Genomic DNA, 13732 nt, shown 5'->3' with positions numbered 1-13732 from the left:
ATCCGGTCGTAAGCCTCCGTGCATGCCGCAGAGAACGGCCGGCCGGAGTCTCATCGCACTTCCCCGACCCTGTCGCAGCACCGGTGAACCCGCTGGTCAGCACCTCCCCAGTTGTCGCAAGTCCCGACTTCGCACGTCCGCGGAGCTTGACGTGACCGGGCTCACCCCTCTACCGTCCAAAACCGCTATACGGTTTTCGAAACCGCAGAACGGTGTGCTTGGAGGATGGATGGCTGAGCCGGGGGTGCGCGTGCTCGGGCGCGCGTGCGACGTACTGGATTGCTTCACCGAGGCCGAGCCTCGGCTCGGGGTGGCGGATATCCGCGCCCGCACCGGGCTGCCCGCGACGACCGTCGCGCGGATCGTGTCCACCCTGCTGCAGGAGGGGCTCCTCGTGCGGGAGGGCGACACCTACCGCGTCGGCCTGCGGGTGCTCGTCTGGAGCGCCCCGGCGCGGTCGGGGTCGAGCCTGCTCGGCGTCGCGCGGCCGTTCGTCGAGCAGCTGCGCGACGTGACGGGGGAGAGCGCCGGCCTGTACGTGCGCCAGGGCGCCACCCGCGTGCTGGTGGAGGCCGCCTCGTCCCACCACTCCGTCATCTACCGCGGCTACGTCGGCCAGGTGCTCCCGCTGCACGCCGGTGCGGCCGGCAAGTGCTTCATGGCCTTCGACGAGGCCGCGCTCGGGGCCGCGGTCGACGCCGGTCTGGAGCGCTACACCGACTCGACCGTCGTCACGCGCGCAGAGCTGGACGGACAGCTGGCCCAGGTGCGCGACCGCGGCTGGGCCTTCACCGAGAGCGAGCGCGAGGTGGGCCTGAACTCCGTCGCCGCCCCGGTGATGGGGTTCGGCGGACGGCCGGAGGCGGCCCTGGCGATCGGCGGGCCCTCGATCCGCCTCGACCGCGAGGAGGCCGAGCGCGTCGGCCCGATCGTCGCCGCCACCGCGCGGGCCATCGCGGCCCGCCTGGGGCACGTCCCGGCCGAGGAGCACGCCGATGCCTGACGCCACCGTGCTCGCCGGACTCCTGCGCCGCGAACGGCTGCTCGTCGCACCCGGCGTCTACGACGGACTCTCCGCCGCGGTCGCCGCGCGCGCCGGTGTCGAGGCGGCCTACGTCTCCGGCGCGGCCGTCTCCGCCGCCGAAGGCCTGCCCGACATCGGGCTCACCACCGTCACCGAGATGGCCCGCGCGATCGCCGTGGTCCGGCGGCACCTCGACGTCCCGGTCATCGCCGACGCTGACACCGGTTTCGGCGACGAGACCAACACCTTCCGCACCGTGCGCACCTACGAGGACGCCGGCGCGGCGGCCGTGCAGCTCGAAGACCAGGTGTTCCCCAAGCGGTGCGGCCACCTCGACGACAAGTCCCTCATCGCCGCCGACGAGTTCGCCGTCAAGATCGAGGCGGCGGTCGCGGCCCGCCGCCGGGGAACCCTGATCGTGGCCCGCACCGACGCGATCGCCGTCGAGGGTATCGACGCCGCGATCGACCGGGCGAAGGCCTACGTCGCGGCAGGCGCCGACGTGATCTTCGTCGAGGCGCCGCAGACCCTCGACCAGGTCGCGGCGATCCCGGCGGCGGTCGGCGTCCCCGTCATCTTCAACGTCGTCCCCGGCGGCAAGTCGCCGGAGGTGTCACGGGAGCAGCTGGAGCAGTTCGGCTACGCGGGCGCGATCCTGCCCGCCGCCACTGTCGGCGCCGCCTTCGCCGCCATGACCACAGCCATGTCCGAGATCGCCGGTGGCAGCCTCGTCTCCGGCCGCGTCACCGGACCACGCGCCCTGTTCGAAGCCGTCGGCCTCGACGAGTGGACCGCCCGGCGCGCACGAAAAGAGCCGGCCCGTGCCTGAGACCATCATCGAGCGGATCCTCGCCCGCGCCGCCGGTCTCGACACCGTCCAACCAGGACAGATCGTCACCTGCGACGTCGACATGACCGTGGTGATCGACGTCCAGTTCGCCCACGACCGCCTCGCCGACGTCCGCGCGGTCCACGACCCGGACAAGGTCGCCGTCGTCCTCGACCACGCCGTCCCGGCGCCCACCCCGCGCGACGCCGGCCACGGCGCCAAGGCGCGCGCGTTCGTCGCCAAGCACGGCATCGACCGGTTCTACGACGTGGGCCGGCACGGCATCGTCCACCAGGTCATCGCCGAGCAGGGCCTCGTGCTGCCCGGGACCGTCGTGTGCTGCACCGACTCCCACACCTGCGCCGGCGGGGCGCTGAACTCCGCCGCACGCGGGCTGGGGCCGCTGGAGATCCTCCAGATGCTGTGCACCGGCCGCACCTGGTACCGCGTGCCGCCGACGATCCGCTACGAACTCACCGGCACGAAACCCGCCCACGTCAACGGCAAGGACATCTTCCTGACGATCTCCGGCCGCTACGGCGACGCCACCGACCACGCGCTGGAGTTCGGCGGCCCCGGCCTGGCGTCGGTGCCGATGTCCGACCGGCGGACCATCGCCACGCAGGGAGCTGAGATCGGCGCGGACTTCACGCTGTTCCCGTGCGACGCGCTCACCGAGGAGTTCCTGGCGGACGTGGCCCCGGGCACGGACTACACCCGCAGCGACCCCGACCCGGACGCCGCCTACGCCGACCTGCGCACGCTCGACCTCGGCGCCGTCGAGCCGATGGTGGCCCTGCCGGGCACCGTCATCAACAACGCCGTGCCGCTGTCCGGCCTCGACCGCACGCGCATCGACCAGGCGTTCATCGGGTCCTGCGCCAACGGGCAGCTCGCCGACCTGGAGGTCGCGGCCCGCGTCGTCGCAGGCCGCAAGGTCGCGCCGGGCGTGCGGCTCATCGTCACCCCCGCCTCCCAGCAGGTCTACCTGGAGGCCGTCCGGCGCGGCTACGTCAGCACCCTCGTCGAGGCCGGCGCGGTGGTCACCAACTCCACGTGCGGCGCGTGCTTCGGCTACCACATGGGGGTGCTCGCCCCGGGCGAAGTGTGCGTCACCTCCAGCACCCGCAACTTCCGCGGCCGCATGGGCAGCACCGAGGCACAGGTGTACATGGCCTCGCCCGCCACCGTCGCGGCGTCCGCGCTCACCGGCTACATCGCCGGGCCCGACCAGGTCGCGGAGGTGGCCGCATGACCTCACCCCTGCGTGCCCGGGGACGGGCCTGGGTGTTCGGCGACGAGATCAACACCGACGACATGTACCCGGGCTTCGCGATGAAGCTGCCCGTCGAAGAAGCGGCGCAGCACATGTTCGACGCAACCCGGCCCGGCTGGCCCAAGCTCGTCGAGCCGGGCGACATCGTCGTCGCGGGGCGCAACTTCGGCCTCGGCTCCAGCCGCGCGTGCGCCGAGCTGTTCGTCCACTTGGGAATCTCGTGCCTGGTCGCCGAACAGTACAACTCGCTGTTCCACCGCAACGCCCTCAACTACGGCCTCCCGGCGCTCACCGTGCCGGACGCGCGCACGTTGATCGACGAGGGCGACGTCCTCGACATCGATGCGGCCGCGGGCCTGCTGCGCAACGAAACCCGGGGGACCGAGCACCACATCGAGCCCCTGCCCGCCTTCGTCGTCGAGCTCATCGCCGGCGGCGGGCTGATCAACCGCCTGGAAGCCGCCGGCTTCCTGGATCGCAACGACGCGACCACAGGAGGAAACACATGAAGCGCGCGACAGCTCTGATCGCCGGCGCGGCCGCCGCCGCACTGGTGCTCAGCGGATGCGGAGGTAGCGCGGACACGGCCGGCGTGACCTCGTTCGACATCGCGGTCAGCAACGCCTCCGAGCCCTACTCGATCCCCTGGCTGGTCGGCAAGGACCAGGGCTTCTTCGCCAAGCGGGGCGTGACCATCGGTGAAATCGTGCCGGGCAAGGGCGGCGGCACCACCGTCCGCAACATGCTCAGCGGCGACCTGCCCATGGCCGACGTCGGCTTCACGTCGGTGCTGGAGTCCAGCGAAGCGGGCACCCCGCTGACAGTCGTGGCCGGCGCGACGCAGAGCGTCTACGGCCTCGACTTCTACACGCTCGCCGGCAACACGCGCGTGCAGACCATCAACGACGTCCACAAGTGGGCCTACACCAACCCGCAGTCGGTCACCCAGGCCCTGTCCTACATCCTGCCCAAGGTCGCGGGCGCGACCCAGGACATCGAGCGGGTCTCCTCCGGCGGTGCCGGCGAGGGAGTCGCGCTGCTGGAGGCCGGGTCCGTCGACGTCGCCGTCGTCCCGCCGTCGGTGGTGGCGAAGACCGGCAAGTTCCGCGTGGTCGTCTCCAGCGCCGACCACCTGAAGAAGTTCCAGCAGAGCGTGATCACCACGACCCCGGAGTTCGCCGAGCGCAACCCCGACACCGTCAAGGCCGTGGTCGCCGGCTACGCCGAAGCCGTCGACTTCATCCGCGCCAACCCCGCCAAGGCCGCGCAGCTCTACGCCGACTACATCGACATCGACGTCGCCGCAGCGACCACGATCGTCGAAAAGGCCATCAGCTACGACAACTGGGGCGCCGGCTTCGACGCCGAAGCCATCCAGCAGGCCGTCGACGCCCAGCGCCTCGCCATGAACCGCACCGACCTGAAGTTCTGCGACCTGTTCCAGAAGACCTACCTGCCCGCGAACGTGCCCGCCACGCTCCCGGCCGAATGCGAGGGCACCCGGTGAACACGCAGACGCAGGCGCAGCGCGGCACCGCGTCCACCACGACCACGCCGATCGTGCGCGTCGAAGGCGTGGAACAGCACTTCGGCCCCGTCCACGCGCTCGGACCCGTCGACCTCACCATCGGACGCGGCGAGTTCGTGTCCGTCGTCGGGCCCAGCGGGTGCGGGAAGTCGACCCTGCTGGAGATCATCGGCGCCCTCCAGGACCCGGCGCGCGGCCGCGTCGAAGTGGACGGCGCGCCGCTCACCGGTCCCCGCCGGCGCACGGCGATCGTCTTCCAGGAGTCGGCGACCCTGCCGTGGCGCACCGTCGTCGACAACGTCGCCTTCGCACTGGAGGTGCGCGGCGTCGGCCGGAAGGAACGACGGGACCGGGCCAGGGAACTCGTCGAGATCGTCGGGCTCGGCGGGTTCGAGAACCACTACCCGGCGCAGCTGTCGGGCGGCATGCGGCAACGCGTCGCCATGGCCCGCGCGATGTCCATGGACCCGGACCTCATCCTCGCCGACGAGCCGTTCGGCGCGCTCGACGAGCAGACCCGCATGCTGATGGCCGAGGAACTCCTCCGCGTGGTCGAGACCATCGGGTGCGGGGTCCTGTTCATCACCCACAGCATCCAGGAGGCGGTGCTGCTGTCGGACCGCGTGCTGGTGATGGGCCGCCGCCCCGGCACGTTCATCGACGAGGTCCCCGTCGATCTGCCCCGGCCGCGCGCGCACGCCGTGCTGGCCGAACCGGCGGCAACGGCGGCCCAGGAGCGGATCTGGGCGCAGATCCGCACCGAGGCCGAGGTCGCGATGAGGAGCGAGCGATGAAGACCAGGTCCTCTGTCGTCCCGTCCTACGTGCGGCCGACCCCGCGCCGGGTCGCCGGGCTGCCCTCCCCGGCGTGGACGGTCGTCCTCGTCATCGGGACCATCGCCGCCGTCGAGCTGTACGCGCGGTCGGGCGCGGTCTCCCGGCTCGACCTCATCCCGGTCAGCGAGATGGCCGCCCGCGCGATCGAGCTGCTCGGCGACCGCGAGTTCGTCGTCGGCGCGCTGCTGCGCAGCGTCCTGCTCATCTGCGTGAGCTTCGCCGCCTCGGCGGTCGCCGGGGTCGCCGTCGCCTACGCCATGGCCCGCTCCCGCTGGATGCACCGGGCCGTGAAGCCCTACGTCAACGTGTTCTACGCGCTCCCGGTCTTCGCGCTCTACCCGGTGATGGTGGTGATGTTCGGGACCGGCGTGCTGCCCATCGTCCTGCTGGCCACGTTGTTCAGCGTCGTCATCGTCATCTCGCACGCCCTTGTCGGGTTCGAGTCGACGCCGCCGATCGCCACCAAACTCGCCCGGTCGCTGGAGATGACCCGGGCGCAGCAGCTGCGCAAGATCCTGCTGCCCGCGGCGTTGCCGGACATCCTCGCCGGGCTGAAGCTGGGCCTGGCCTACGCGATCATCGCCGTGCTCGCTACGGAGTTCATCCTCGCCACCACCGGGCTCGGGCAGGTGGTCAACCGGGCCTACAACAACTTCGACACCCTCGACATGTACGCGGGCATCGTGTTCGTCAGCGTCTTCGCGCTGCTCGCCAACCTCGCGCTCGGTGCGGCGCTGAGCGCGTTCGACTGGCGGCGGCGATGAGCGCCCGCCGCAGCCCCGGATGGGTGCCGCCGCTGGTCCTCGCCGTCGCCCTCGTTGCGGTGTGGACGGTGACGGCCGGCCTCGCCGACAGCGTTGTCTACCCCGGACCGGGCGAGGCCCTGCGGAGCCTGCGGTCGGACATCACCGACAGCCGGTTCCTCGGCAGCGTCGGCGACACCGCCCGCGTGCTGCTGCTGTCCTACGCCGCGGCCATCGCCGCCGGCGCGGTCACCGGCATGCTCCTCGGCCTGAGCGCGTTCTGGTCGCGGGCCACCCTGCCGGTCGTGTACGCGCTCAACAGCGTCCCGAAGATCGTCCTGTACCCGATCTTCCTGCTGTTCCTGGGCATCGGCGACCTCAGCAGGGGTTCCTTCGCCTTCGTGTCCGGGGTGCTGCCGATGTTCCTGATCATGGTGGAGGCCACCGCCGGGGTGCGGCGGCTGCACCTGAAACTGTCGGCGAGCCTGGGCATGTCCCGGTGGTCGCTGCTGCGGCGGATCGTGGTGCCCAGCGTGCTGCCTTCGCTCGCCTCGGGCATGCGCCTGTGCTTCGGCCTCACGCTGATCGGGCTGCTGCTCGCCGAGATGTTCTCCGGTTCCTCCGGGCTCGGCTACGAGCTGCTGCGCAACCTGTCGCTGGCGCGGGTGGAGAACATCATCGGCCAGGTCCTCCTGATCGGGGTCCTCGCGCTCCTGCCGACACTGGCCCTGCAGCAACTGGAATCCCGCATCCGCAACCGCTACGAGGTGAGCGCGTGAACCCGACCGACCCCGACGGCGTGACCGGCGGCCTGGCGACCTGGATCGCCGGCCTGCGACACGACGACATCCCGGAAACAGTGCGCGAGCGGGCGCGGCACCTCCTGCTCGACGGGCTGGTGTGCGCGCTGGTCGGCGCCCGGCTCCCGTGGTCCGAGCGGGCCGTGGACGCCGTGCTCGCCCTGGAGGGCAAGGGCGACGTGCCGTTGCTGGGATGGGACCGCACCACGTCCGCACCCGCGGCGTGCCTGCTCAACGGCACCTTCATCCAGGGGTTCGAACTGGACGACTACCACGTGCGGGCGCCGCTGCACAGCAACTCGCTCGTCGTCCCGAGCGCGGTCAGCACCATCGCGACCCTCGACCGCACGGTGTCCGGGCGGGACCTGCTCACGGCGCTGATCGCCGGGTACGAGGTCGGTCCCCGGGTGGGGCTGGCGCTGCACGGCGCCGAAATGCTCTCCCGCGGCTGGCACTCCGGCGCGGTGTTCGGCACCCACGCCAGTGCTGCGACGTCGGCGTGGCTGCGGCGGCTGGACGCCGCGCGCGTCGAGGACGCCCTCGGGCTGGCCGCGACCCAGTCGGCCGGGCTGATGGCTGCCCAGTACGAGGCCATGTCCAAGCGGATGCACCACGGTTTCGCCGCCCGCAACGGTCTCTACGCCGCGGCGCTCGCCGAAGCCGGCTACACCGGGATCAAGCGCGTGTACGAGCGCGAGTACGGCGGGTTCCTCGCCACCTTCGGCGAGGGACACGACCCACGCGCGGAGCTGATCACCGCCGGGCTGGGGGAGGAGTGGGTGCTCACCGACACCGGGGTGAAGGCCTACGCGGCCATGGCCGCGACCCACGCGCCCATCGACTGCGCGCTGGAAGCCCGGTCGCGCGGCATCACGGCCGAGGACGTCGTGTCGATCTCGGTGGAAGTGTCGCACGCCGCCTACCACCACGGCTGGTGGCGGCCGGAGCGTCCACTGGAGACGATCGGCGCGCAGATGAACATCGGCTACGCCGTGTCGGTCGCCCTGCTGGACGGCGAGGTCCTCGCCGGGCAGTTCACCCGCGACCGGATCGCCGCCGACGACGTCTGGTCCGTGCTGGACCGCGTCGAAGTCCACCACTGCCCGGACTTCGACACGCCCCAGGACCGGTTTCGCACCCGTATGCGGCTCGCGCTGCGCGACGGCGGCACCGTGGAGATCGAGGTGGACGGCCCGCTCGGCGGCCCGACGCGGCCCCTGCCGAACCCGGCCGTGGTGGACAAGGCGCGCCGCCTCGCCGAGTCGATCGGCATCACCGGCCGATGGGCGCGCATCGAGCGGATGGTGCTGGACCTCGACTCCCTGCCGGACGTGTCGGTCCTGGTCCGCGAGCTCGCGGGCGCCGTGCCCGCGTTGTCCGTGACCCTGTGAGAGGACCTCCCATGACGAACCTGGCCACCCTGCTCACCGGCACCGCCGCGGAACACCCCGACCGCACCGCGATCGTCATCGGCGACAATCGGATCGGCTACGCACAGCTCGACCGCGCCGCCAACCAGGTCGCGAACCTCCTGGCGCGCCACGGCGTGCGCCCGGGGGACAAGGTCGCGTTGTCCTGCCCCAACCTGCCGCACTTCACGATCGTCTACTTCGGAATCCTCAAGGCGGGCGCGACGGTGGTGCCGCTGAACGTGCTGCTCAAACCCCGTGAGATCGCCTACCACCTCAGCGATTCCGGCGCGGTCGCCTACTTCGCCTTCGAGGGCACTGCGGACCTGCCAATAGGGGAGTGGGCAGCGGAAGCTGTTTCAGCGACCTGCTCGCTGTTCGTCCTGCCCGCCGCGGCGCCCCCGCCCTGGGCGGGCGAGCCCACCGAGTTCGACACCGCCGACGTTGACGACGACGACACCGCGGTCATCCTCTACACCTCGGGCACCACCGGCCGGCCCAAGGGTGCGGAACTGCGGCACCGCAACATGCGCGACAACGCGCTGGCCGGCCGGGACCTGTTCGCCGCCGACCCGGCGAACCCGGACACCTACCTGTGCGTGCTGCCGCTGTTCCACTCGTTCGGGCAGACGGTCGTGCAGAACGGCGCCATCGCCTTCGGCGGCACGATCATCATGCTGCCGCGGTTCGAGCCGCGGGCCGCGCTGGGGTTGATGCTCCGGGAGACCGTGACGTTCTTCGCCGGCGTGCCCACGATGTACTGGGGCCTGCTGGGCGCGCTGGACGAGAGCGTGGACGTGTCCGCGCTGGCCGCTCGCCTGCGCGTGGCGGTGTCCGGCGGCTCGGCGCTGCCGGGCGAGGTGCACCGGGACTTCCGGGAGCGGTTCGGCGTCACGATCCTCGAAGGCTACGGCCTGTCGGAAACCTCACCGGTGGCGTCGTTCTCCGTCTACGGCGAGGAACCCCGCGTCGGATCGATCGGCGTGCCCATCCCGTGCGTCGAGATGAAACTGGTCGACGACGACTGGTCCGAGGTGACCGGCGAAGTCGGCGAGATCGCGATCAAGGGCCACAACGTGATGAAGGGCTACCACGGCCGCCCCGAGGCGACCGCCGAGGTGCTCCGCGATGGCTGGTTCCGCACCGGCGACCTCGCCCGCAAGGACGCCGACGGCTTCTACTACATCGTGGACCGCGCCAAGGACCTCATCATCCGCGGCGGCTTCAACGTGTACCCGCGTGAGATCGAGGAGCTGCTGATGACCCACCCCGCGGTCTCACTGGCCGCCGTCGTTGGCGTCCCCGACGCGTCCCACGGAGAGGAAATCAAGGCGGTGATCGTCCGCGCCAAGGACTCCGACGACGTCACCGAGGCCGACATCGTGGCCTGGTGCAAGGAACGACTGGCCGCCTACAAGTACCCGCGCCTCGTCGAGTTCCGTGACACGTTGCCGATGACCGCGACGGGCAAGATCCTCAAGCGGGAGATCTGATCACCGTGACCGGACCCGCTTCGACCGAGATGCTGGCACGGTTCGCCGTCGAGTCCGAGGTGGACCCGGCGCTCGCCCCCCGCCTGCGTGCCCTGTTCCTCGACCACATCGGCGTCGCCGCGTTCGCGGCCGCGCACGCCGACAGCAGCCCCGCCGTGCGCGCCGCTGTCGACCGGCTCGATCCGCACGGCGGCGAGGCCACCGTGATCGGGGTGGCCCGCCGGTACAGCCCGGCCTACGCGGCGTTCCTCAACGGCGTCCACTCCCATTCCCTGGACATGGACGACACCAACCGGGCGCAGACCGGGCATCCCGGGGTCGCGATCTTCCCCGCCGCCGCCGCCGAAGCCGAACGGCTCGACGTGGACGGCCGCACGTTCCTCGACGCGGTCGCCGTCGGGTACGAGGTGTGCTGCCGGGTCGGCGCCGCGCTGACCTCGCGCAGCTACGAGCGCGGCTTCCACATCACCGCCGTGTCGGGGATCTTTGGCGCGGTAGCGGCGGTGGCCCGGCTGCGCGGGTTCGACGCCGCCACCACGGCCTCGGCCTTCGGTCTCGCCCTGAGCAAAGCCGCGGGCAGCATGCAGTACCTGGCCAACGGGGCGTGGAACAAACGCCTGCACCCCGGTTTCCTCGCCCACGACGCGCTGACGTGCGCGACGCTGGCGGAGACCGGCGTCCGCGGAGCCGCCGACGCGCTCGACGGTCGGTACGGCCTGCTGACCGGGTACACCGGGGAGGCCGACCCCGGCGCGCTCACCGATGGTCTCGGGACGAGGTGGTTGCTGCTCGACACCGCCGTCAAACCGTACCCGTCGTGCCGGCTCACCCACGGCGCCGTCGACGCCGCGCTCGCGCTGCGCGACTCCGACCCCGGCGCGGAACTGCACGTCGGGATCCCGTCGGCGGCCATGCCGATCGTCGGTGAGGACAGCCGGGCGAAACGCCGGCCGGGCAGCGTCGTGGACGCCCAGTTCAGCGTGTACTTCCAGGTCGCGTGCGCGTGGCTGGACGGGCACGTGGACTGGGACAGCTACCAGCGCCTCGCCGATCCCGCCCTGGTCGCGATGATCGACCGGATCACGGTGTCGGCCGACGACAGCGTGCCGATGGGTGGCGGCACCCTCACCGTCCACTCGGGAGGCGCGACGCTGTCCCACGCGGTGCCGGTCCCGCTCGGCGAACCGGAGAACTGGATCGGCGACGGCGCGCTCCGCGAGAAGTTCGCGACACTGGCGGGCCGGGTCTTCGACGACGCCGACGGCATCGCGGACGGTGTGCTCGGCCTGTCGGCGGAGTCGTCGATGCGCGCACTCGTGCGGACATTGGCGGGCGGGGGAGCGGCATGACGGACCAGCTGACCGTCCGCTGCGTCCTGATGCGCGGCGGCACGAGCAAGGGACTGTACTTCCACGAGGCGGACCTGCCTGCTCCCGGCGCCGAGCGCGATGCCCTGCTCGTCCGGCTCATGGGTTCCCCGGATCCGCTGCAGATCGACGGCCTGGGTGGTTCCCGGCCGATCACCTCGAAACTCGCGATCATCGCACCGTCCACCCGGGAGGACGCCGACGTCGACTACACCTTCGGCCAGGTCGAGATCGACCGCGCCGGCGTCGGCTACGCTGGTAACTGCGGGAACATCTCGGCCGGGGTCGGCCCGTTCGCGATCGACGAAGGCCTCGTCGACGCGGTCGAGGGGGTTACGCTGGTCCGCATCCACAACACCAACACCGGTGCGGTGATGACCGCGCACGTCCCCGTCCGCGCGGGCAAGGCCGCTGTTCTCGGCGACTTCGCCGTGCCGGGCGTGCCGGGCACGGGTGCGGAGATCGTCATGGACTGGTCGGGCACGGTGGGGGCCAAGACCGGTGCGTTGCTGCCGACCGGGAACCCGGTCGACGAGATCGTGCTGGAGAACGGTTCCGTCGTTCGCGCCACGATCTGCGACGCCGGGAACCCGTGTGTCTGGGTGCCCGCCGCGGATCTCGGAGTCGACGGCGGCGAAGTCGACTTCTCCGAGACTGTGCTCGACGTAGTGCGGGAGATCCGCGGCAAAGCGGCGGCGCAATTTGGCCTGTGCACGGATTGGCGCCGCGTGGACGACGAGTCACCCGGTCTGCCCATGGTGGGGCTCGTCGCCCCACCCGGCGGCTACCGCACCGTGAGCGGCACGACCGCCGACGCTGCGGACATGGACCTGCGGGTCCGGCTGATCTTCATGAACCGCCTGCACGAGAGCATCGCGGGCACCGCGTCGGTGTGCCTTGCCGCGGCCTCCCGGGTCCGCAGCTCGGTCGTCGATGCCGTCGCCACCCGGCGGGAGCCGGACACCGTCCTCATCGGACACCCGTCCGGCATCACGCCCGCGCGCGTGGCCGCCCACGCGGTCTCGGAGCCGCCGTACGTGTCCTTCGACCTGCTCGGGTTCAGCCGCACCGCGCGGCGCCTCATGGACGGCGCGGCCTACTACCCGCGCCCCGCCGCGTAAACACCGCACCGATCCCAGCCAACCACCGTCGCTTCGCTCGGGAGATCGTCATGCCCACAGCCCTGCTGTCCATCGGCGTGCTCGCCGCTGTCCTCGCCCTCGCCACCGTCCGCCCGGTCAACATGGGCGTGGTCGGGCTCGTCGCCGCGTTCTTCGTGGGCAGCCTCGTCGGCGGTGAATCACCGGACGACCTGCTCGCCTCGTTCCCCGCTGAGCTGTTCGTCGTGCTCGTCGGCATCACCTACCTGTTCGCCATCGCCAAGAACAACGGCACCGTACAGTGGCTGGTCGAAGCGACCTTCCGGCTCGCCGGCGGCCGCACATCCGCGATCCCGTGGGTCTTCTTCCTGCTCTCGACCGCGATCTGCGGGATCGGCGCGCTGCCGCCCGCGGTGGGCGCGATCCTGATGCCGATCGCGATGAGCTTCGCCACCGCCCACGGCCTCAGGCCGTTGCTCGTGAGCATCCTGATCGGGCTCGGGTCGACCGCGGGCTCGTTCGCGCCCACCGGCCTGCTCGGCGTCATCGTGCATGGCGTGCAGGAGAAGAACGGGCTGGCGAGTGATCCGCTGTTGCTGTTCGCGAGCACGTTCGGCATCGGCACCGCCGTCGCCGTGGCCACCTACCTGCTCCTGGCGCGACGTCAGGCTCCGGCTGTGGTGGCCGCCGACAGCCCTGGAGCCGCCACCGCGCCGCCGTCGACGTCGCTGAGCCCGCAGCAGGGCCTGACCCTGCTCGGTTTCGTCGTGCTGACCGTCGGGTCGCTCGTCTTCGGCCTCGACATCGGGTTCCTGGCACTGACCGTGGCGGCGGTGCTGGCGCTGACGTTCCCCGCGACGAGCCGTAGCGCCGTGAAGGAGGTCAGCTGGGACATCATCCTGCTGATGGCGGGCATCCTGACCTACATCGGGGTGCTGCAGCGCAACGGGACGATCGACTGGCTCGGCACGTCGGTCGCCGGGGTCGATTCACCGCTGCTCGCCGGGCTGCTGATCTGCCTCATCGGGGCGGTGGTGTCCGCGTTCGCGTCGACGACGGGCATCCTCGGCGCGGTCATCCCGCTGACGGTGCCGCTGATCGCGACGGGCGAGATCGGGGCGATCGGGTTCGTCGCCGCACTGGCGATCTCCTCGTCCCTGGTGGACGTGTCCCCGTTCTCGACCGGCGGCGCGATCGCGATGGCCAACGCCCCCGAGCCGGAACGGCGCACGATCTACCGCGGTCTGCTCCGCTTCTCGGGGGCGATGGCGGTCGTGGGCCCCCTGCTGAGCTGGTCGATCCTCGTAGCACCCGGGTGGCTGTGAGT

At 71.4% G+C, this 13732-nt stretch carries 13 protein-coding genes; all 13 read left to right on the top strand.

Annotated elements, in window-relative coordinates; translation table 11 throughout:
* The first annotated feature begins 229 nt into the window (after positions 1-229).
* The 13 genes from L2C96_RS04430 to L2C96_RS04370 are packed head-to-tail and all read left to right on the top strand — an operon-like array spanning position 230 to position 13730.
* Complete coding sequence (locus L2C96_RS04430) at positions 230-1003, top strand: IclR family transcriptional regulator (RefSeq protein ID WP_237335240.1); 774 nt, start codon at positions 230-232, stop codon at positions 1001-1003.
* Positions 996-1853: an isocitrate lyase/PEP mutase family protein gene (locus tag L2C96_RS04425; protein WP_237335239.1), complete on the top strand. Its 858-nt coding sequence runs from the start codon at positions 996-998 to the stop codon at positions 1851-1853. Before L2C96_RS04430 ends, L2C96_RS04425 begins: the two co-directional genes overlap by 8 nt.
* Complete coding sequence (locus tag L2C96_RS04420; RefSeq protein WP_237335238.1) at positions 1846-3108, top strand: 3-isopropylmalate dehydratase large subunit; 1263 nt, start codon at positions 1846-1848, stop codon at positions 3106-3108. Before L2C96_RS04425 ends, L2C96_RS04420 begins: the two co-directional genes overlap by 8 nt.
* The gene (locus tag L2C96_RS04415; protein WP_237335237.1) at positions 3105-3638 is read left to right on the top strand and encodes a LeuD/DmdB family oxidoreductase small subunit; all 534 of its coding nucleotides are present in this window, start codon (positions 3105-3107) and stop codon (positions 3636-3638) included. The genes L2C96_RS04420 and L2C96_RS04415 overlap by 4 nt, the downstream gene beginning before the upstream one ends.
* Positions 3635-4636: an ABC transporter substrate-binding protein gene (locus L2C96_RS04410; RefSeq protein ID WP_237335236.1), complete on the top strand. Its 1002-nt coding sequence runs from the start codon at positions 3635-3637 to the stop codon at positions 4634-4636. Before L2C96_RS04415 ends, L2C96_RS04410 begins: the two co-directional genes overlap by 4 nt.
* A complete protein-coding gene (locus L2C96_RS04405; protein ID WP_237335235.1) occupies positions 4633-5451 on the top strand; it encodes an ABC transporter ATP-binding protein in 819 nt (272 codons plus the stop codon). The genes L2C96_RS04410 and L2C96_RS04405 overlap by 4 nt, the downstream gene beginning before the upstream one ends.
* On the top strand, positions 5448-6257 hold the full coding sequence (locus tag L2C96_RS04400) for an ABC transporter permease (protein ID WP_237335234.1): 810 nt from the start codon (positions 5448-5450) through the stop codon (positions 6255-6257). Before L2C96_RS04405 ends, L2C96_RS04400 begins: the two co-directional genes overlap by 4 nt.
* The gene (locus tag L2C96_RS04395) at positions 6254-7015 is read left to right on the top strand and encodes an ABC transporter permease (protein ID WP_237335233.1); all 762 of its coding nucleotides are present in this window, start codon (positions 6254-6256) and stop codon (positions 7013-7015) included. Before L2C96_RS04400 ends, L2C96_RS04395 begins: the two co-directional genes overlap by 4 nt.
* A complete protein-coding gene (locus L2C96_RS04390; RefSeq protein WP_237335232.1) occupies positions 7012-8427 on the top strand; it encodes an MmgE/PrpD family protein in 1416 nt (471 codons plus the stop codon). Before L2C96_RS04395 ends, L2C96_RS04390 begins: the two co-directional genes overlap by 4 nt.
* An 11-nt stretch (positions 8428-8438) precedes the next feature.
* Positions 8439-9938 (top strand): long-chain-fatty-acid--CoA ligase, encoded by a 1500-nt coding sequence (locus L2C96_RS04385; RefSeq protein WP_237335231.1) that lies wholly within the window; start codon positions 8439-8441, stop codon positions 9936-9938.
* A gap of 5 nt (positions 9939-9943) precedes the next feature.
* The gene (locus L2C96_RS04380; RefSeq protein WP_237335230.1) at positions 9944-11287 is read left to right on the top strand and encodes an MmgE/PrpD family protein; all 1344 of its coding nucleotides are present in this window, start codon (positions 9944-9946) and stop codon (positions 11285-11287) included.
* Entirely contained in the window at positions 11284-12426 is a 1143-nt protein-coding gene (locus L2C96_RS04375; protein WP_237335229.1) for a 2-methylaconitate cis-trans isomerase PrpF family protein, read from the top strand. The genes L2C96_RS04380 and L2C96_RS04375 overlap by 4 nt, the downstream gene beginning before the upstream one ends.
* A gap of 50 nt (positions 12427-12476) precedes the next feature.
* Positions 12477-13730, top strand: coding sequence for an SLC13 family permease (locus L2C96_RS04370; protein WP_237335228.1), 1254 nt, complete (start codon positions 12477-12479; stop codon positions 13728-13730).
* Positions 13731-13732 lie beyond the last annotated feature (2 nt).

The organism is Amycolatopsis tucumanensis (assembly GCF_021654135.1).
Taxonomy (GTDB): domain Bacteria; phylum Actinomycetota; class Actinomycetes; order Mycobacteriales; family Pseudonocardiaceae; genus Amycolatopsis_E; species Amycolatopsis_E tucumanensis.
The sequence above is the reverse complement of the archived record's forward strand: the minus strand, read 5'-3'. Positions and strand labels throughout refer to the sequence as shown.

Bases quoted from the DNA above. Each gene is read 5' to 3' on its own strand.
- L2C96_RS04430 (WP_237335240.1), top strand. From the start codon at position 230: ATGGCTGAGCCGGGGGTGCGCGTGCTCGGGCGCGCGTGCGACGTACTG.
- L2C96_RS04425 (WP_237335239.1), top strand. From the start codon at position 996: ATGCCTGACGCCACCGTGCTCGCCGGACTCCTGCGCCGCGAACGGCTG.
- L2C96_RS04415 (WP_237335237.1), top strand. From the start codon at position 3,105: ATGACCTCACCCCTGCGTGCCCGGGGACGGGCCTGGGTGTTCGGCGAC.
- L2C96_RS04410 (WP_237335236.1), top strand. From the start codon at position 3,635: ATGAAGCGCGCGACAGCTCTGATCGCCGGCGCGGCCGCCGCCGCACTG.
- L2C96_RS04400 (WP_237335234.1), top strand. From the start codon at position 5,448: ATGAAGACCAGGTCCTCTGTCGTCCCGTCCTACGTGCGGCCGACCCCG.
- L2C96_RS04395 (WP_237335233.1), top strand. From the start codon at position 6,254: ATGAGCGCCCGCCGCAGCCCCGGATGGGTGCCGCCGCTGGTCCTCGCC.
- L2C96_RS04385 (WP_237335231.1), top strand. From the start codon at position 8,439: ATGACGAACCTGGCCACCCTGCTCACCGGCACCGCCGCGGAACACCCC.
- L2C96_RS04375 (WP_237335229.1), top strand. From the start codon at position 11,284: ATGACGGACCAGCTGACCGTCCGCTGCGTCCTGATGCGCGGCGGCACG.
- L2C96_RS04370 (WP_237335228.1), top strand. From the start codon at position 12,477: ATGCCCACAGCCCTGCTGTCCATCGGCGTGCTCGCCGCTGTCCTCGCC.